Genomic DNA, 17,884 nt, shown 5'->3' on the forward strand with positions numbered 1-17,884 from the left:
CGACCTGTGAAGGCCACAGCACCAACAAGGAGAAGCAGGGGACTGGCGGCGGGGCTGCTCGCCGCCGCGCTGCTGCCGGGGGGAGCCACGGCGATGGCGGCGACCGCCGCGCCGGAGGCCGATCCGGCGGCGCGGATCATCCTGGGGGAGGACGGGCTGGGCTTCGCGCCCGCGGCGGACCGGGACGCGCCCCGGGTCGTCGAGGTCGACGACACGCATGCGACCGTCATACCGCGCGACGAGGCGTACGGCTTCCTCGGGGAGCCGGGCGCCTGGCACTGGGAGACGGCGGACGTTCCCTGGGACACCACCGGCGTCGCGGCGGGAACGCTGGACGGTGACGGGGTGGATTGGTCGCTGACCGCCGTCGAGGGGCCGGGGGCCGTCCGAGCGTACGAGGTCGGGGCGGACGGCGAGCCGACGGTCCGCTTCGACAGCGCGGACGGGCTGCCCGACGTCCATCGGCTGCCCGTCGGCGAACAGGGCGGAATGCGCTGGTCGTTCGGCGCTCCGGGCACGTACCGGCTGACCTTCGGCGCGAGCGGCAGCACTGCCGAGGGCGAGGCGGTGCGCGCAGAGACGGTGTACGAGGTGCGCGTCGGTGACGCCGCCATCGCGGAGGCGGCGGACGGGGAGGCCGCCGCACCGAATCCGGCCGAGCCCGACGAGGCGCCCGCGGCCACTGGAGAGAGCGGTGGCGCCGTGGCCGCTCCTCAGCAGCCGGGGGCGGCCCCCGGGGCAGGCAGCGCCGGGGCCGCCGGGGCAGACGCCCTGACCCGCGAGCTGCCGGCCCGGACCGCCGCGGCGAGCGCAGCGGACGACACCGCCGTGTCGGAGAAGAAGGTGCTGGACGAGGGGCACCTCGACCTCGCGGCGCGCGTCGTCGACGGCAGGATGCAGATCCACATCAAGGACGGCACGGTCGCCGGGAAGACGACCTGGCGGGAGCCCTCCTCGGTCGTACTGCACGTCAAGCCGGCCGCGAAGAAGGAGATCCCGGCCGCCGAGGACTTCGCCTTCCTCGGAAAGGCCGGAGACCCGGTCTGGCTGCTGGATCAGGTGCAGCAGGACGGACTGCTGTGGCCCGGCTGGTCGACGGAGAACATCGAGGCGGGCAAGACGAAGGGGGGCGTGGAGTTCAAGCTCGCCAAGGTCGAGGGGCCCGGCAACTTCGCGCTGTACAACTACGACGGCCTGTCCGGGGCGACAGTCCGCTTCAACAGCGCGGACGGTGTGCCGGACTCCTTCGACGTGCCGCAGAACACCCATGCGCACGGAGGCTGGGCCTTCGGCAAGGAGGGCGTGTTCCGGCTGACGTTGACCATGACGGGCACCCTGGCGGACGGGACGAAGACCAGCGACACGGAGACGATCGCCTTCGCCGTCGGTGAGACCGACCCGAACTCCGTGAAGCCCGGCGACGGTTCGGGATCGGGGTCGGGTTCAGGGACCGGATCCGGTTCCGGGTCGGGGTCGGGCTCCGGGTCCGGCAGCGGCGGCTCGGGCTCCGGCGGCTCCAGAACCTCCGGTTCCGGTGACTCCGGGTCCATGGCCTCCACCGGCGCCGGCGCCCCCGCGCTCCTCGGCGCCACGGCCGCCGGACTGGCCGGTGCGGGCGTGGGCGCCCTGTGGCTGGCCCGCCGCCGCAGCGGCAGGGGCACTCCCGCATGACAGGCACCGAGACCGGGAGCGGAAACCGCACCGGGACCGAGACCGGGACACAGATCAGGGCCGGCACCGGGGCCGAGAACGGGCCCCCGGCCGAGACCCAGACCGAGACAGGGCCCGGGACCGGGAGCCGGGCCGAGACCGGCACCACCATCGAATCCCTCCTCCGCGTGGAGTCCGCGTCCGTCACCCTCGGCGGCAGGCCGGCGCTGGAAGACGCCTCGCTCACCGTGGACCCCGGGGAGCTGGTCGGCCTGATCGGACCCAACGGAGCGGGCAAGACGACCCTGCTGCGGGCCGTACTCGGCCTCGTCCCTCTCGCCTCCGGCCGGGTGCGCCGCCCCTCGGGTCACCCCGTCGGCTACGTGCCGCAGCGGCACGAGTTCGCCTGGGACTTCCCCATCGACATCGCGGGGTCGGTGATGTCCGGCCGTACCCGCTCCATCGGCTGGCTGCGCCGCCCCCGGGCCGCCGACCGGGAGGCCGTCGACCGGGCGCTGGAGCTCGCCGGACTGACCGAGCTGCGCCGCCGCCCCATCGGTGAGCTCTCGGGCGGCCAGCGCCAGCGCGTCCTGGTGGCGCGCGCACTGGCCGCCGAACCCGGACTCCTCCTGCTGGACGAGCCGTTCACCGGGGTGGACGTACCCACCCAGGAGCATCTCAACGAGCTGTTCCGACGGCTGGCCGGCGAAGGCAAGGCGCTGCTGATGACCACGCACGACCTGGCGGCGGCAGCCCGCACCTGTCACCGGGTGGTACTGATCAACCGCACGGTCGTCGCGGAGGGCGGCCCCGAGCTGCTGGCCGACTCGGAGCAGATGCTGCGCGCCTTCGGTCTTCACCGGGCGGCGACGGCGGCCGGGGCGGTGGCGGCGTGATCGAGTTCCTGCTGGACCCCTGGGATCTCCCGTTCATGCAGCGGGCGTTCGCGGTCGCCGCCGTCACGGGCCTGGTCTGCGGGGTGGTCGGCGTCTTCGTCGTGCTGCGCGGCATGGCCTTCATCGGTGACGCGGTCGCCCACTCGGCCTTCCCCGGGGTGGCGCTCGCCTACACCTTCAACGGCAATCTGCTGCTGGGCGGCGCGGCGGCGGGCATCGTCACCGCCGTCGGCATCGCGTTCGTCTCGCAGAACCGCCGCCTGAAGGAGGACACCGTCATCGGGGTCTTCTTCGCCTTCGCCTTCGGACTCGGCATCGTGCTGGTCTCGACACGCGACACCTGGACCACAGACCTGTCGTCGTTCCTGTTCGGGCAGGTACTGGCGGTGAGCTCCGGCGACGTGTGGACGGCCGCGGCGTTCGGGGCCGTGCTGGTCACGGTGGTGCTGGCCCTGCGCAAGGAACTGGTGGCCGTCAGCCTGGACCGGGAGACGGCGCGCGCCGCCGGTCTGCCGGTCTTCCGGCTCGACGTCACCCTCTACGTCGTCGTGACGGCAACGATCGTGATGTCACTGGAGGCGGTCGGCAACGTCCTCGTGCTGGCGCTGATGATCACCCCGGCGGCGACGGCCCGGATGCTGACCGAGCGACTCGGCACGATGACGCTGCTGGCGTCGGGCATCGGCTGCGCGGGCAGCATGGCCGGGCTGTACGTGAGTTACAGCTACGACCTGGCGGCCGGCGGCTCCATCGTCGTCGTCCTGACGTCGGTGTTCGCCCTGGTCTGGCTGCTCGCGCCGCGCCACGGCCTGCTGACCCGCGCCCTGCGCCGCACGACAGATGCGCCTCGGGTCAGTCCGCCGGCAGAGATCCCCGCCGCGACAGCAGGAACTCCTTGAACGCGGCGCCGTACGCAACCAATTCCACTATTGGCTAGTGCCGGAGCGCCCGGTGCATGTCCACGACCTCGGAAGAGTGGCTGATGGAAATCGATCACGTGGTGCTGGCAGCCCGGACCAAGGCCGACGCCGAACAGGCGTTCAGCCGGGCTGGACTGGGTATCGCACGCGGCCGAACCATTCCCGGCGTCGGGCTGTCCAACCTCGTCGTACCGCTGGGGCAGGCACTGCTGGAGATCACCTACCCGAACGGTGAACTTGCCGCGCCAGGCGCGCCGCCGCTTCTCGAGATCCACAGAAGGGCCCTCGCAGCGCACCCCTCGGAGCCCTTGGTCCCGGTGGCCTGGCTGGTGCTGGTAGAGGACGAGCAACGCCTGCGCGAACTCGCCGCCGAAAACCATGCGCCCGTGACCGAGTCGCCAGCGGAAGGCCCCGGATTCCCGCCGTACACGCTGGCGGGATTCGGCGTGACCTTCGACCGGCCGTGGCTGCCCTATCTCATCCACTGGCCGGTGCCGGAGGCCGAACGTCCCGCTGCGCTCAGCGCCCCACACCGACGCCAGCCCACCGGCATCACCAGCATCCTCGTGGCCGGCCCGGCCGATGACATTCAGCGCTGGTGCGGCGGGCGGCCCCCCGGTCTGCACACCGTGCCCGGCACTGCGGGCCCGCTGCGGTTCGAGGTCGGCTTCGTCGATGGAACGTCCCTCACGCTGGGGATCACCGGCTAGATTCTGGCAGCCGGCCGGGCCGGGCACCGCGTGGGCTATCTGCCGCAGCGCCGATCCTTCGACGCGTCGCTGCGGATCCTGGGCCGGTACATGTGACAGCGCCACGTGAGCACCGTGGTCACGAGCCATGACGGGGCGGTCATGTCACGCCGGTTGCCAGATCTGGGCGAGTGTCGAGGGGGTGAGGAGCTGCTCGGGGCGCCCCTGTCCCACCAGGTGACCGTCGCGGAGCAGGAGGCAGGCGTCCGCCGAGCGCGCGGCTTCCAGGTCGTGCGTGGCCTGGACGACGGTCACTCCGTCGGCGACCAGCTCCGTCAGCAGCGCCGCGATCCGCTCCCTTGCCTCGGTGTCGAGTCCCGTGGTCGGTTCGTCCAGCAGCAGCAGGTCCGACTGCTGGGCCAGCCCTTGGGCGATCAGGGCGCGCTGCCTCTGTCCGCCGGACAGTTCCCCGAGCTGACGGGTGGCGAGGTCGGTGATGCCCAGTCGCTCCATGGCGGTGTCCACGGTGGCGCGGTCCTGCCGGGTCAGCCGGCGCCACGGCCCGCGCTCGCCCCAGCGCCCCATCTCCACCGTCTGCCTGACCGTCAACGGCAGTGCGTCACCGACGGCCCCGCGCTGTGGGACGAACGCCGGCGGCCGGTCGCCGGCGTGGCGGAGCTCGCCTGATGTGGGTTGGATCACACCGGCCAGGACTCCGAGCAGGGTGGACTTCCCGCTTCCGTTCGGGCCGACGAGCGCCGTGATGGCCAACGCCCGTATTTCGCCGTCGAGTTGGTGGAGGACGGGGCGGCCGGGGTAGCCGGCGGAGAGCTCCGTGAAGCGGACGCGGAGCGTGCTGTCCCCGGCGATGGCGGGAGGGGGCGCCTGTGTTTTGAACATGATTTTCATTGTAGTGTGCTCGTATGGAGTGGTTGACGGGCCCCTTCGAGGTGACCTTCGTGCAAAGGGCCCTGTGGGGCGGGATGTTGGTGTCGGCGATCTGCGCCCTGGCCGGCACCTGGGTGGTGCTCAGGGGGATGGCCTTCCTCGGCGACGCCATGTCCCACGGGCTGCTGCCCGGAGTCGCGCTCGCCGCGCTGTTCGGCGGCAACCTGCTCGTGGGGGCGCTGCTGAGCGCGGCCGTCATGACAGCCGGCGTCACCGCCCTCGGCCGCACCCCGAGGCTGTCCCAGGACACCGGTATCGGCCTGCTGTTCGTGGGAATGCTCTCGCTCGGCGTCATCATCGTCTCGCGCTCGCAGTCCTTCGCGGTCGACCTGACGGGGTTCCTCTTCGGCGACGTACTCGCCGTCCGTGAACAGGACCTGGTGCTGCTGGGCGGGGCGCTGCTGCTGGCGCTGGCCGTCTCGGTTCTCGGCCACCGGGCCTTCCTCGCCCTGGCGTTCGACCCGCGCAAGGCCCGGACGCTCGGCCTGCGCCCTCGCCTCACTCACGCCGTGCTGCTCGGCCTGCTGGCGCTGGCCATCGTCTCCTCCTTCCACATCGTGGGGACGCTGCTCGTGCTGGGTCTGCTCATCGCTCCGCCCGCGGCCGCGTTGCCCTGGGCGCGCAGTGTGCGGGGCGTCATGGTCCTCGCGGCGCTGCTCGGCATCACCGCCACTTTCTGCGGCCTGCTGCTGTCCTGGCACCTGAGCACCGCGGCCGGCGCGACCGTCTCGGCCCTCGCGGTGGTCCTGTTCTTCCTCTCCCACCTGGCATCCGGTCTCCGTCACCACCGCCGTGCGCGCCTCGCCGGTGCTCACGCCGCGGCAACCGACTGAAAGAAACCTGAGGCGGTCCCTTTGTTCGTCCGAAGAAACGTCACTACTTGGGGGTCGGCCGCGCTCGTGGCCGTCTCCCTGCTCACCACGAGCTGCGCGGGCCAGGACGGCACCGCGTCCGGCGCGAGGACGACTCCCTCGGCCTCTGCTCCGCACGGGTACGTCGAAGGGGCGCAGGAGAAGGCCGAGCAGCAGTCCCGGCTGGTGCTCAACGACCCGAGGACCGGAGACACCCGGGTACTCGATCTGATCACCGGGAAGGTGCATGAGGTGTCCCGGACGACGGGCACCACCGAACTCACCACGGACGGCCGGTTCGGCTACTTCCACACCGCGGGCGGCACGCACGTCCTCGACGGCGGCGCCTGGATGGTGGACCACGGCGACCACGTGCATTACTACAGCGCGGCGATACGCGACGTGGGTCGGCTCCCCGGAGGTCCGGGTACGCGCATCCGCAGCGACGCCGCCGTGACCGCGGTGACCGACGAGGACGGCCGGGCCAGGGTCTACCGCCGGGCCGGTCTGGAGAAGGGCAAGGTCGGCTCCGCCCGCACGCTTTCCGGAACACACGCGGGAGCTGTCGTGCCGTACGCGGAGCACCTGCTCGGGGTCACGGAGGACGGGAAGGTCGTGGTGTACGACCGCGAGGGCAAGCGGGCCGCGTCGCCGGACGCCCAGTGCAAGGAGGTGCGGGGCGACGCCGTCACCCGGCGCGGAGTGGTCCTTGGATGTGCCGACGGCGCCCTGCTCGTCCGTGAGGACGACGGCACCTTCACCGCCCAGAAGATCCCGTACGGCAGCGACGTACCCGAGAAGGAACGGGCCACGGCCTTCCGGCACCGGCCCGGCAGCGACACGCTCACGGCGCCGGCCGGGGAGCGGGCCGTGTGGGTGCTGGACGTCACCGAGCGCAGGTGGACACGGGTGAAGACCGGTCCCGTCGTCTCCGCCAACACGGCCGGCGAGGGCTCCGTCCTGATCGTCCTGGAGACCGACGGCGCACTCCACGGCTACGAGATCGCCACCGGCAAGCAGGTCTCCAATACAAAGCCGCTTGTGACGGGCGCCCCCGACGCCGGCCGCGAAGGCAGCAATGCGGGACCGGTCATCGAAGTCGACCGCAGCCGCGCCTACCTCAACGACCCCAGGGGCAAAAGCGTGTACGAGATCGACTACAACGACAACCTGCGCATCGCGCGCACCTTCCACCTGGACATCGAGCCGGCCCTGATGGTGGAGACCGGACGATGACCACACGGACGCGAGGGTCGCGGCGGCTGCGCACCCTCCTGCTGGCCCTGCTCACCCTCGCCCTGGCCGGTGCCGGCACCGGCTGTACGAGCAGCGACGACCGGCCCCGGGTGGTGGTGACGACGAACATCCTGGGCGACATCACCCAGGAGATCGTCGGCGACGAAGCCGACGTCACCGTGCTGATGAAGCCGAACGCCGACCCGCACTCCTTCGGTCTGTCGGCCGTGCAGGCCGCCGAACTGGAGCGCGCCGACCTCGTGGTCTTCAACGGGCTGGGACTGGAGGAGAACGTACTGCGGCATGTGGACGCCGCGCGTGAGTCCGGGGTGGCCACCCTCGAGGTCGGCAAGGCGGTGGGCCCCCTCGCGTTCCAGGCGCATGACGACGGAGGACCCGAGGAGGAGGCCGGGCAGCCCGATCCGCACTTCTGGACCGACCCCGACCGCGTGCGCAAGGCCGTCGGCCTGATCGCCGATCAGGTGGTCGAGAACGTGGATGGCGTGGACGAGAAGGCGATCCGCGACAACGCCGACCGCTACGACGAACAACTCGCCGACCTCACTGCCTGGATGGAGAAGTCCTTCGATCGCATACCCGAAAAGGAGCGCGCGTTGGTGACCAACCACCACGTCTTCGGCTACCTCGCCGAACGCTTCGGCTTCCGGGTGATCGGTGCGGTGATCCCGAGCGGTACGACGCTGGCCTCGCCCAGCTCCTCCGACCTGCGCTCGCTCACCCGGGCCATGCGCGAGGCAGGAGTGCACACCGTCTTCGCCGACTCCTCCCAGCCCAAGCGACTGGCCGAGGTGCTGCGCACGGAGATGGGCGGCCGGGTGCGCGTGGTCGAGCTCTACTCCGAATCGCTGACCGAGAAGGGCAAGGGCGCCGGCACCTACCTGCAGATGATGCGCGCCAACACCACCGCCATGACCGACGGCCTGACCGGCGCCTGAACCAGCGCCCCTGACGTGGACACCGGCCGACCGGCTGGTCAAGCACACCCGCACCCACTGCCGCGCCCGCGCGGCCCAGAAAGGAACACATCGGTGAACAAGTCGATACGCAACAGAGCCTTCACGGGCACGGCCCTGGCCCTGGCTGCTTCCGCGGTCCTGACCGCCTGCGGAGGCAAGGACGCCTCCTCGGCCGACGCGAAGGCCACGGCCGGGCCGAGCACCAAGGCCGTAGCGGTCAAGGACCCGCTGGTCGCCACGTTCGACGGCGGCCTGTACGTCCTGGACGGTGAGAGCCTGAAGCTGGCCAACACGATCGAGCTGCCCGGCTTCAACCGTCTCAACCCCGCCGGCGACGACTCCCACGTCATCGTCTCCACCGACGCCGGTTTCCGCGTCCTGAACGCCGCCGAACAGACCTTCACCGGCTTCGAGTACAAGGGCACCAAGCCCGGGCACGTCGTACGGCACGCCGGCAAGACGGTCCTGTTCACCGACGGCACCGGCGAGGTCAACGTCTTCGACCCCGACGACCTTGCCGGCGGCAAGAAGCCGGAAGGCCGCACCTACACCTCCGCCGAGCCGCACCACGGTGTCGCCATCGAACTGGCCAACGGCGAACTCCTCAGCACTCTCGGCACCGAGGAGAAGCGCACCGGCGCCCTCGTCCTGGACAAGAACAACAAGGAGATCAAGCGCAACGAGAACTGCCCCGGCGTCCACGGCGAGGCCGCGGCCAAGGGCGAAGCGGTCGGCATCGGTTGCGAGGACGGCCTCCTGATCTACAAGAACGGCAAGTTCACCAAGGTCGATGCCCCCGACGACTACGGCCGCATCGGCAACCAGGCGGGCAGCGACGCATCGCCGATCCTCCTGGGCGACTACAAGACCGACCCCGAGGCCGAACTGGAGCGGCCGACCCGCATCTCCCTCATTAACACCGAGACCGGGAAACTCCGCCTGGTCGACCTGGGCACCAGCTACTCCTTCCGCTCGCTCGGCCGCGGACCCCACGGCGAGGCCCTCCTCCTCGGCACCAACGGCACCCTCCACGTCATCGACCCGGAGACGGGCAAGGTGGAGAAGAAGATCCCCGTCGTGGACGAGTGGCAGGAGCCGCTGGACTGGCAGCAGCCCCGGCCCACCCTCTTCGTCCGTGATCACACCGCGTACGTCTCCGAGCCGGGCAAGCGCAAGCTGCACGCGGTCGACATCGAATCGGGCGAGAAGCTCACGTCCGTGACCCTGCCGAAGAGCACGAACGAACTGTCCGGCGTCGTTGCGGGCCACTGACCCTCCGACGCCGGCGAGGCCGTCCCGCACCCCCCGCACCGGCCCGGCAAGGGCCGGTGCGGGGCAGCAGGCGCAGCATTGGAGTTTGGCGCCGCGTTCGGCGAGCTGAGCGCCCACGGTGTGCCTGAACCGGTGGGCAGTGACGGTGCCGCGGCCGGTGCCCCCATGGCCAGGATCAGCCGGGGTCGTGGACACCGAGCCGCAGGTGCTCGATGTGGTGGACAGCCTGGTCGAGGAGCTGGGCGACATGGTCGTCGTAGAGGCGGTAGACGATGCGGCGGCCCTCCCGCCGGCCGGTGACCAAGCCCAGGGTGCGCAGCAGCCGCAGCTGGTGGGAGACCGCGGACTGCTCCATGCGCACGGCGGCGGCGAGTTCACCGACCGAGTACGGTGCCTGCCGCAGGGTGGTGAGGATCAGCAGCCGCGAGGGGGTGGCCAGCGCCTGGAGCGTGGCGGCGACGGTCGCTGCGGTGGCCTCGTCGAGCGGAGCGCAGGCGGAGCGAATGGGGGTACCTCCCGTGCCCGAAGGGCCCCGGGGGAGGGCGGCCGCGAGCACGTCGCGGCCGCCATCGGCCTCATCGACGTGCACGGGCACGGGCCTCACGCGGCGGGCGGACGAACTGCAGCTGCAGCGCGGCCGGCGGCTCGGCGACGCCCGGGCCGCCGGCCGCGGCCCAGCGCAGCAGGTCGTCGGTGCAGTCGTCGTCCAGGGCGAAGCCGATCCAGGTGGCGCGGCCGCCGGCCAGACGCCCGGCGGTGGAGGGCTGGACGACGATGACGTTGGCCTGGTCGCAGGGGCCCAGGCAGTCCGTCGTACGGACGGTGAACCGGCCGCCGGAGTCGGCCGCGCCGGCCCGCAGCCGGTCGAGTTGCCAGGCGTGGTCGGTGCCGGGGTACTTGCGTGGGTTGCCGCAGCAGCAGCCCCGGCAGACGACCACCGTGCAGGGCCGGTGCGCCGCACGGATCACGGGCCGGTTCACAGGGCGTTCCGGGAAGGCACGCCGTACGCCCGGACCCGTCCGTCGCGGTGGGCCGTGACCAGCAGATGCGGCCCGGCCCAGGCTAGTGCGGCCACCGCCGAGCCGTCTCCGTCCAGCTCCCGTGCCGGGCGCAGCCGGGACTCGGGCCGTCCGGCGGTGGCGTGCCACAGGGCGACCGTGCCGTCGTCGCCGCCGCTGGCGAGGTGCCCGGCGGCGCCGGGCCGCCAGGCGAGTGCGGTGATGGTCTCGTGGCAGCGCAGGGACCGCGGCGCAGTGCCGACCGGTCCCTTGCCGGAGAAATCCCACACCGTCACGTCAGGCGCGCCGTCGGCGGCAAGCCAGAAGCCGGACTCGTCGAAGGCGAGCCGGGAGACCTTCTCCGGGTAACCGGACATGGTCAGTTCACTCGCGTCGCGGGTGCGCCAGATGTGGATCGAAGCGTCCTGGTTGCCGCTGCAGATCCACCGACCGGTGGGGGCGACGGCGAGCGCGAGGTGGGAGCCGATGTAGGGATAGGTGACCACCGGTTTCTCAGTGTGGCGTTCGTGGCAGCACACAGCCCCGTACGCGGCCACCGCCAGCCGCCGCCCCTGGCGCATCCAGGCCAGGTCGGTGACGGTCGAGGCGGCGGGCTCCGTGCGCCACAACTCGGCACCGTCCGCGTCGAGTACGAGGGCGCGGCGGCCGGAGGCGACCGCCACCTTGCTGCCGTCCGCCCACGCCGCAGCAGCGGACCAGGCACCGGACTCCCGTACGGTCGTGCATCCGTCGTCCCGCCGCCACAGTGCGTACCCCAAGGGTCCCGTGACGGCCAAGTGGCGTGCGTCCGGGGCGAGTTCCACGTCCAGGGCACCGCCGGGCAGGTCGAGGGCGCCCATCTCGGCGCCCATGGCGGCGTCCAGCACGCGAACGGCGCCTTCGGCGCCGGCGACGGCCACCAGGTCACCTCGCGCGCTCAGTGCGACCGGCGCGTCGTCGATGCGGATCTCCCAGGCGACGGCCAGCGCCTGGTCGGGTGCGGTAACGCTCACGCGGCCGCTCCTGCGGTGGCCAGGCAGTCGGCGAAGCCGCGCTCCAGCGCCTCGCGGTCGAGGTTGCGGCCGATGAACACCAGCCGGTTACGGAGCTGTTCACCCTCGCGCCAGTCCCGCCCGAACTCGCCGTCGAGCAGCATGTGCACGCCCTGGAAGACGTACTGCTTGGGTGCTCCTGCGATGGCGAGGATGCCCTTGGAGCGGAAGATGTCGACGCCCTTGGTCCGCAGCAGGTGGCCGAGCCAGGCATTGAGCCGGTCCTCGTCGAGCTCGCCGTCCAGTTCGATGCCGACCGAGGTGACGGTGGTGTCGTGCTGGTGCTCGGTCTCGGTGAGGAAGGCCGGGTCGTCCTTGAGTACCCGGTCCAGGTCGAACGCGCCGACGTCCAGCACCTGGTGCAGGGCGACGTTGGCGTGCTGGGTGCGCAGGATCTGCACGGGGGTGTTGATGACGCGTACGCGGGCCTCGACCTCGGCGATCGTGGCCTCGTCCACCAGGTCGGTCTTGTTGAGCACCACCCGGTCGGCGAAGGCGATCTGCTCGACCGCCTCGTTCTCCACCCCCTCAGGCTTCTCCTCGTCCAGGTGCTGGACTACGTGGGCGGCGTCGACGAGCGTGACGATGGCGTCCAGACGCAGCTGGGAGGCGATCTCGTCGTCCATGAAGAAGGTCTGCGCGACCGGCGCGGGGTCGGCCAGGCCGGTGGTCTCGATGAGGATGCGGTCGAACTTCTCGCGCCTGCGCATGAGCGCACCGAGGATGCGGATGAGATCGCCGCGGACGGTGCAGCAGATGCAGCCGTTGTTCATCTCGAAGATCTCTTCTTCGGCGTCGAGGACGAGGGCGTCGTCGATGCCGACCTCACCGAACTCGTTCTCGATCACGGCGATCCGCATGCCGTGCTCCTCGGTGAGGATGCGGTTGAGCAGGGTGGTCTTGCCCGAGCCGAGGAAGCCGGTCAGCACGGTGACGGGGACGCGGCCGTCGACCGCCTCAGCAGCTTCGCCGGCTTCAGTGGCTTCCGGTGCGGAAGCGGTGTCGGTCATGGCGGTCAGGCTCCTTCTGGTGCGGTGGAGAGCAAGGCGCGCAGGTCGTCCTCGGTGACCTGTTCAGCGGGGCGGTGCAGGGTCCAGCGGCGGGCCGGGCCGCTCATGGGAAGTACGGCGATGACAGTCTCCAGCGGCGGGCAGCCCGGCTCGGTGCAGGCGAGCTGGCGGACCATCACGGTGGTGTCGTCGTCCAGGTCGAGCAGGCGCCGTACGGTCTGCTTCAGCTCGCGCAGCTGCGGCGATCTGCTTGGCGGGCGGGCTCCGAGCGGCATGACGCTTCTCCTTCGTCGGCGGCGGGCATGGCGGGCCGGCAGCGGGCACAGATGCCGGTGAGTTCGACGGTGTGCTCGACCGCGGCGAACCCGGCGTCGGCTCCGACCCGGTCGGCCCACGCCTCCACCACCTCGGAGTCCACCGGCCGGCTACGGCCGCAGGAGCGGCACATCAGGTAGTGGCGGTGTTCGTCGGCCAGGCGCGGACGGTACAGCCGCTCGCCGGCCTCGTCGCGCACCACATCGGCACGCCCGCACGCCTCCAGCTCCCGCAGGGTCCGGTAGACGGTGGTCAGCCCGACCCGGATCCCGGCGGCGGACATCTGGGCATGGAGCTGCTGGGCCGAGACGAAGTCCGGGCAGCCCGCCAGGACGTGCAGGACCGCGACTCGCTGCCGGGTCATCCGCCCGGCCGGCAGGGCGCGCGCCAGCTCCGCGGCCGTCTGGCAGCTCACGGCGGATCACCCCCACTGGATATGCGGCATCGGGCACGCCTCACGCTAGATGAAAATGAAATCCATGTCCATATGGGGTGGGTCTCGACGGCGGTTCGTACGGCGACGGCCTGCGCTCCAAGGGCATTCTTCCGGCTCGCTACCCGACCGACCGTCACTGGACTGTGCTCACGGGCCGGTTCGCGCGCAGACTTCGAGCGGGACGGGTTCCACAGCAACCAACATCAGGCGTCGGAACCGGTGTTCATCGGCACCGCGCTACGTACCGGCGTCCGCATGTGAGCACGTGCGAGGCAGTGGCCGCCTCCTCGCATACTGCTGACAGCTGATGGTGGCGAAGTTCAACTATCCGGACCAAGCTCGACATATCAGCATGAAGAGGGAGAATTGAGACAGTCGTGTACGAAACACGGTGCGGATGAAGGAGTTCTCCATGCATCCTGCTGGGGTCGTCGGTGCCGCTGCCGGCCGTCTTGTGCACTACGCCGTCTCGGGTGTCGTCGGCGGTGCTGTACTACGTGGAGCGGCGAAGGCCGCACCGCGAGTGAAGCCTGCAGCTCGCAAGGCGTTTGTCGGTAGCCTGGCGGGCGGGATCGTGGCGGGCCGGTGGCTCGGATCCGCTGCTGAGGAAGCCCGGCTCAAAGCGGGCGACATGCTGGCCGAGGCTCGTTCGTCACTGGGTGAAGAGGCGCCACCGCCTTCCGCGGTCGATGTCGAGGGCCACACGCACGACCACGAGCACTGAGCACTGAGTACTGAACACTGACTGATCATGTCCGATGTCCTTGTGCGCTCCATCGCCGCAGGCCGGGTCCGGCTGATCGTGCCCTGGCTGCGGGCGCGGCCCGGTTGTGCCGGGCTGGTGGATGAGCGGCTGGCCGGGATCCAGGGGTTCCGGGCGCTGCGGATCTTCCCCCGTACCGGAAGTGTCCTGATCTGGATCAAGCCCGACCACATGGACGTGGACCGGCTTGTGTCGGCGCTGGAAGAGCCCCCGCCGCCTTCGGCGCCCGCCAAGCCCAGCCGGTCGACCCCCGATTCCTCCACCGGCGAAGTGGCCCGGCTGGTCGTCGGCGGGGCGGTCCTCGCCCTCGTGGCCGTGCGCCGCCTGCTGCTGCGTCGTCCACCGTGGTCGGCCCGTGCTCCGTCCGGTTTCCTCGGTGCCGTCACGGTGTTCAGTGGCCTGCCGTTCTTCCGCGGCGCATTCCTCACGCTTATCGGCCGCAGGCATGCGGGCACGGACACGCTGGTCACGGCCGCCACGGTGATCTCCCTGCTGCTGCGGGAGAACGTGGTGGCCCTGACCGTGCTGTGGCTGCTCAACATCGGCGAGTTCCTGCAGACCCTGACCCTGCGCCGCACCCGGCGTGCCATCGAGGAACTGCTGAGCATCGGCGAGGAGCGGGTCTGGCTGGTGCGCGACGGCGTCGAGGTGGAGGTCGCGCTCGAGGAGGTGGAGGTCGGCGATGTCGTCGCGGTGTACGAGCACCACAAGATCCCCGTCGACGGCGTAGTGGTCACCGGCGAGGCGCTGGTGGACCAGGCGGCGATCACCGGCGAGGCCCTTCCCGTCTACGCCCGCCTGGGCTCGGAGGTTTACGCGGGCACCATCGTCACCTCCGGCTCGCTGAACGTACGCGCCACCTCCGTCGGGAGCGATACCACGGTCGGCCGGATCGTCAGCCGCGTCGAGGAGGCCCAGGCCGACCGGGCGCCGATTCAGACGGTGGCCACCCGCTTCACCCGCCGCTTCGTGCCCGTCTCGTTCGCCCTCGCGGGACTGACGTATCTCCTGACTCGGGACGCCCGGCGTGCGATGACCATGCTGCTCATCGCCTGCCCCTGCGCCGCAGGTCTGGCCACCCCGACCGCGATCAGCGCCGCCATCGGCAACGGCGCCCGCCGCGGCACCCTCATCAAGGGCGGCACCCACCTGGAGGGCGTGGGCCGGGTCAGCGCGGTCGTCTTCGACAAGACCGGCACCCTCACCTTCGGCCGCCCGCTGGTCACCAGCGTCGTCGCACTGCACGAGCGCTTCACCGCCGACGAGGTGCTGAGCCTGGCCGCCTCCGGGGAGCTGCACGCCCGGCACCCGCTCGCTCAAGCCATTGTGGCGCGCACGGAGGAGCAGCACCTGCACATCCCCATCCACCAGGCGTGCGAGGTCGTGCTCGGCATGGGTATGCGCGCCGAGCTCGACGGCACCCGGCTGCTGGTGGGCAGCCCGGCGCTGCTGCGCCAGCACGGCATGGAACTCAGCGAGGTGGCCCAGGAGTGGACCGAGCAGCTGCGTCACCGCGGCGAGACCGTGATCTGCCTCGCCCACGATGAGGACCTGATCGGCATGCTGGGTGTGTCCGACGCCGTACGCACCGGAGCCCACACCGTCGTACGGCAACTGCAGGATCTCGGTGTCTCGCGGATCATCCTGCTCACCGGAGATGCGCCGGAGACGGCTCAGACCGTCGCCGACGCCCTCGGGATCGCCGAGGTGCACGCGCACGCCCTGCCGGAAGGCAAGCTCCAGCTGATCCGCGACCTGCAGGACGACGGGCACATCGTGGCGATGGTCGGCGACGGAACCAACGACGCCCCTGCCCTGGCGTTGGCGGATGTCGGTATCGCCATGGGGGAGCACTCCTCGCATGTGGCGCTGGAGACCGCCGACATCGCCCTCGCCGGCAACGACCTGCGGCAGGTCGCCGCCGTGGTCGAACTCAGCCGTCACACCCTCCGCGTCGTCCGCCAGAACTACGGCCTGGCCATCGGCGTCAACCTGGTCGGGCTGGTCGCCGGTGCCGGAGGCTCGATCAACCCGGTCGCGGCGGCACTGCTGCACAACACCAGCAGCATCGCGGTCGTCGGCAACTCCGCACGGCTGGTCGCCCACACCCCTCATCTGCCCGGCGAACCCGCTGCCCGGCTGCGCGCAGCCCCACTCGAGGAACACCGGGTGCGCTGAGCCGCCCCTCACGAGCCGTCGGCAAATCCGGCGCTGCAGCACGCCCTGCCGCATGCCGGTGATGTCCCAGAGGTGCCGCCGCACCCTCCAGACCTGCATGAGCGCAGGCGAGACAGGGTGCGGCGGCATCCGCCATTCAGATGTCCCGGAAAATCTCGATCTGTGCCCCCACCGAGTTGAGCCGCTCCGCCAGGTCCTCATAACCCCGGTTGATGACGTACACGTTCCGCAGCACCGACGTGCCCTCGGCGGCCATCATCGCCAGCAGGACCACGACCGCAGGCCGCAGGGCGGGCGGGCACATCATCTCCGCGGCGCGCCAGCGGGTCGGGCCCTCGACCAGCACCCGGTGGGGGTCGAGCAGCTGCAGCCGGCCGCCGAGGCGGTTCAGGTCCGTCAGATAGATGGCCCGGTTGTCGTACACCCAGTCGTGGATCAGGGTCTTGCCCTGGGCGACGGCCGCGATGGCCGCGAAGAACGGGACGTTGTCGATGTTCAGGCCGGGGAACGGCATCGGGTGGACCTTGTCGATCGGCGCCTCCAGTTTGGAGGGCCGGACGGTGAGGTCCACGAGCCGGGTGCGGCCGTTGTCGGCGACGTACTCCGGGGTGCGGTCGTGGTCGAGGCCCATCTCCTCCAGGACCGCGAGCTCGATCTCGAGGAACTCGATCGGGACGCGGCACACGGTGAGCTCGGACTCGGTGACCACGGCGGCGGCGAGCAGGCTCATCGCCTCGACCGGGTCCTCGGAGGGCGAGTAGTCGACGTCCACGTCGATATTCGGTACGCCGTGCACGGTCAGTGTCGTCGTGCCGATGCCGTCGACCTTGACCCCGAGCGCCTCCAGGAAGAAGCAGAGGTCCTGGACCATGTAGTTGGACGAGGCGTTGCGGATGACGGTCGTGCCGTTGTGGCGCGCGGCGGCGAGCAGCGCGTTCTCGGTCACGGTGTCGCCGCGCTCGGTCAGCACGATCGGGCGCTCCGGCGCCACCGCACGGTCCACCTGCGCGTGGTAGAGGCCCTCCGTCGCGGTGATGTCGAGGCCGAACCGGCGCAGCGCGATCATGTGCGGCTCGACGGTACGCGTGCCGAGGTCGCAGCCGCCCGCGTACGGCAGCTTGAACTGGTCCATGCGGTGCAGAAGCGGGCCGAGGAACATGATGATCGAGCGGGTGCGGCGAGCCGCCTCCGCGTCGATGGCGGCCATGTCCAGCTCGGCGGGAGGCACGATCTCCAGGTCGACCCGGTCGTTGATCCAACGGGTGCGCACGCCGATGGAGTTGAGCACCTCCAGGAGCCGGTACACCTCTTCGATACGGGCGACGCGGCGCAGCACCGTACGCCCCTTGTTGAGCAGCGAGGCGCACAGCAGCGCCACACAGGCGTTCTTGCTCGTCTTGACGTCGATGGATCCGGACAGCCGGCGGCCGCCCACCACGCGAAGATGCATCGGACCCGCGTACCCCAGTGAGACGATCTCACTGTCGAGCGCTTCCCCGATGCGGGCGATCATCTCAAGGCTGATGTTCTGGTTGCCGCGTTCGATGCGGTTGACGGCGCTCTGACTGGTGCCGAGGGCTTCCGCGAGCTGCACCTGTGACCAGCCGCGATGTTGGCGCGCGTCACGGATGAGCTTGCCGATGCGTACGAGGTAATCGTCTGCCATGTGGCGCAGGTTATCTCAGATATGAGA

18 protein-coding genes are annotated in these 17,884 nt (G+C 70.8%); 10 read left to right on the forward strand and 8 right to left on the reverse strand.

Going from position 1 to position 17,884, the window contains the following annotated elements:
• Positions 1 to 6 precede the first annotated feature (6 nt).
• Genes STSP_RS18945 through STSP_RS18960 form a run of 4 tightly spaced genes read left to right on the forward strand, consistent with a single transcriptional unit; the run spans position 7 to position 4,176 of the window.
• A complete protein-coding gene (locus STSP_RS18945; protein ID WP_157902868.1) occupies positions 7 to 1,671 on the forward strand; it encodes a TIGR03773 family transporter-associated surface protein in 1,665 nt (554 codons plus the stop codon).
• Positions 1,668 to 2,546, forward strand: coding sequence for an anchored repeat-type ABC transporter ATP-binding subunit (locus STSP_RS18950; RefSeq protein ID WP_078067310.1), 879 nt, complete (start codon positions 1,668 to 1,670; stop codon positions 2,544 to 2,546). Before STSP_RS18945 ends, STSP_RS18950 begins: the two co-directional genes overlap by 4 nt.
• Positions 2,543 to 3,445 carry an anchored repeat-type ABC transporter permease subunit gene (locus STSP_RS18955; protein ID WP_067279349.1) on the forward strand — a complete coding sequence of 301 codons (903 nt, stop codon included), beginning with the start codon at positions 2,543 to 2,545 and terminating at the stop codon, positions 3,443 to 3,445. The genes STSP_RS18950 and STSP_RS18955 overlap by 4 nt, the downstream gene beginning before the upstream one ends.
• A gap of 56 nt (positions 3,446 to 3,501) precedes the next feature.
• Positions 3,502 to 4,176: a VOC family protein gene (locus STSP_RS18960; protein WP_067279350.1), complete on the forward strand. Its 675-nt coding sequence runs from the start codon at positions 3,502 to 3,504 to the stop codon at positions 4,174 to 4,176.
• 144 nt (positions 4,177 to 4,320) lie between these two features.
• On the opposite strand, the gene aztA is transcribed toward STSP_RS18960, so the two are convergent.
• Positions 4,321 to 5,064 (reverse strand): zinc ABC transporter ATP-binding protein AztA, encoded by a 744-nt coding sequence (gene aztA, locus STSP_RS18965; protein WP_067279353.1) that lies wholly within the window; start codon positions 5,062 to 5,064, stop codon positions 4,321 to 4,323.
• A 14-nt stretch (positions 5,065 to 5,078) separates the two neighbouring features.
• On the opposite strand from aztA, the gene aztB reads away from it, so the two are divergent.
• From aztB to aztD, 4 genes are all read left to right on the forward strand, one after another.
• Positions 5,079 to 5,936: a zinc ABC transporter permease AztB gene (gene aztB, locus STSP_RS18970; RefSeq protein ID WP_067279355.1), complete on the forward strand. Its 858-nt coding sequence runs from the start codon at positions 5,079 to 5,081 to the stop codon at positions 5,934 to 5,936.
• Between the two features lie 21 nt (positions 5,937 to 5,957).
• Complete coding sequence (locus STSP_RS18975; RefSeq protein ID WP_067279358.1) at positions 5,958 to 7,190, forward strand: hypothetical protein; 1,233 nt, start codon at positions 5,958 to 5,960, stop codon at positions 7,188 to 7,190.
• Positions 7,187 to 8,146, forward strand: coding sequence for a zinc ABC transporter substrate-binding protein AztC (aztC, locus tag STSP_RS18980; protein WP_067279360.1), 960 nt, complete (start codon positions 7,187 to 7,189; stop codon positions 8,144 to 8,146). The genes STSP_RS18975 and aztC overlap by 4 nt, the downstream gene beginning before the upstream one ends.
• Positions 8,147 to 8,239: 93 nt before the next feature.
• The gene (gene aztD, locus STSP_RS18985; protein WP_067279363.1) at positions 8,240 to 9,439 is read left to right on the forward strand and encodes a zinc metallochaperone AztD; all 1,200 of its coding nucleotides are present in this window, start codon (positions 8,240 to 8,242) and stop codon (positions 9,437 to 9,439) included.
• A gap of 175 nt (positions 9,440 to 9,614) precedes the next feature.
• On the opposite strand, the gene STSP_RS18990 is transcribed toward aztD, so the two are convergent.
• The 6 genes from STSP_RS18990 to STSP_RS19015 are packed head-to-tail and all read right to left on the reverse strand — an operon-like array spanning position 9,615 to position 13,229.
• The gene (locus tag STSP_RS18990) at positions 9,615 to 10,028 is read right to left on the reverse strand and encodes an ArsR/SmtB family transcription factor (protein ID WP_198547383.1); all 414 of its coding nucleotides are present in this window, start codon (positions 10,026 to 10,028) and stop codon (positions 9,615 to 9,617) included.
• Positions 10,015 to 10,419 (reverse strand): NAD(P)H-dependent oxidoreductase subunit E, encoded by a 405-nt coding sequence (locus STSP_RS18995; protein ID WP_067279365.1) that lies wholly within the window; start codon positions 10,417 to 10,419, stop codon positions 10,015 to 10,017. The genes STSP_RS18990 and STSP_RS18995 overlap by 14 nt, the downstream gene beginning before the upstream one ends.
• Complete coding sequence (locus STSP_RS19000; protein ID WP_067279367.1) at positions 10,416 to 11,450, reverse strand: WD40 repeat domain-containing protein; 1,035 nt, start codon at positions 11,448 to 11,450, stop codon at positions 10,416 to 10,418. The genes STSP_RS18995 and STSP_RS19000 overlap by 4 nt, the downstream gene beginning before the upstream one ends.
• Entirely contained in the window at positions 11,447 to 12,499 is a 1,053-nt protein-coding gene (locus STSP_RS19005; protein WP_067279370.1) for a CobW family GTP-binding protein, read from the reverse strand. Before STSP_RS19005 ends, STSP_RS19000 begins: the two co-directional genes overlap by 4 nt.
• A 5-nt stretch (positions 12,500 to 12,504) precedes the next feature.
• The gene (locus tag STSP_RS19010; RefSeq protein ID WP_067279373.1) at positions 12,505 to 12,774 is read right to left on the reverse strand and encodes a hypothetical protein; all 270 of its coding nucleotides are present in this window, start codon (positions 12,772 to 12,774) and stop codon (positions 12,505 to 12,507) included.
• On the reverse strand, positions 12,723 to 13,229 hold the full coding sequence (locus STSP_RS19015) for a Fur family transcriptional regulator (protein ID WP_332835380.1): 507 nt from the start codon (positions 13,227 to 13,229) through the stop codon (positions 12,723 to 12,725). Before STSP_RS19015 ends, STSP_RS19010 begins: the two co-directional genes overlap by 52 nt.
• A gap of 418 nt (positions 13,230 to 13,647) precedes the next feature.
• Here STSP_RS19015 and STSP_RS37290 point away from each other — a divergent pair, with 418 nt between their 5' ends.
• Together STSP_RS37290 and STSP_RS19020 are read left to right on the forward strand one after the other, a co-directional pair.
• Complete coding sequence (locus STSP_RS37290; protein ID WP_232789706.1) at positions 13,648 to 13,974, forward strand: DUF1490 family protein; 327 nt, start codon at positions 13,648 to 13,650, stop codon at positions 13,972 to 13,974.
• Positions 13,975 to 14,001: 27 nt separating this feature from the next.
• Positions 14,002 to 16,191, forward strand: a complete 2,190-nt coding sequence (locus STSP_RS19020) for a heavy metal translocating P-type ATPase (protein WP_067279375.1) — start codon at positions 14,002 to 14,004, stop codon at positions 16,189 to 16,191.
• 136 nt (positions 16,192 to 16,327) lie between these two features.
• On the opposite strand, the gene STSP_RS19025 is transcribed toward STSP_RS19020, so the two are convergent.
• Positions 16,328 to 17,857, reverse strand: coding sequence for a UDP-N-acetylglucosamine 1-carboxyvinyltransferase (locus STSP_RS19025; RefSeq protein WP_067279378.1), 1,530 nt, complete (start codon positions 17,855 to 17,857; stop codon positions 16,328 to 16,330).
• Between the last annotated feature and the right edge of the window lie 27 nt (positions 17,858 to 17,884).

It is taken from the genome of Streptomyces jeddahensis (genome assembly GCF_001642995.1).
GTDB classification, from domain to species: domain Bacteria; phylum Actinomycetota; class Actinomycetes; order Streptomycetales; family Streptomycetaceae; genus Streptomyces; species Streptomyces jeddahensis.

Coding starts and splice junctions, on each gene's coding strand:
- STSP_RS18950 (WP_078067310.1), top strand. CDS start 1,668: ATGACAGGCACCGAGACCGGGAGCGGAAACCGCACCGGGACCGAGACC.
- STSP_RS18960 (WP_067279350.1), top strand. CDS start 3,502: ATGTCCACGACCTCGGAAGAGTGGCTGATGGAAATCGATCACGTGGTG.
- STSP_RS19020 (WP_067279375.1), top strand. CDS start 14,002: ATGTCCGATGTCCTTGTGCGCTCCATCGCCGCAGGCCGGGTCCGGCTG.
- aztA (WP_067279353.1), bottom strand. CDS start 5,064: ATGAAAATCATGTTCAAAACACAGGCGCCCCCTCCCGCCATCGCCGGG.
- STSP_RS19025 (WP_067279378.1), bottom strand. CDS start 17,857: ATGGCAGACGATTACCTCGTACGCATCGGCAAGCTCATCCGTGACGCG.
- STSP_RS19010 (WP_067279373.1), bottom strand. CDS start 12,774: ATGCCGCTCGGAGCCCGCCCGCCAAGCAGATCGCCGCAGCTGCGCGAG.
- aztC (WP_067279360.1), top strand. CDS start 7,187: ATGACCACACGGACGCGAGGGTCGCGGCGGCTGCGCACCCTCCTGCTG.
- STSP_RS19005 (WP_067279370.1), bottom strand. CDS start 12,499: ATGACCGACACCGCTTCCGCACCGGAAGCCACTGAAGCCGGCGAAGCT.
- STSP_RS37290 (WP_232789706.1), top strand. CDS start 13,648: ATGAAGGAGTTCTCCATGCATCCTGCTGGGGTCGTCGGTGCCGCTGCC.
- aztB (WP_067279355.1), top strand. CDS start 5,079: ATGGAGTGGTTGACGGGCCCCTTCGAGGTGACCTTCGTGCAAAGGGCC.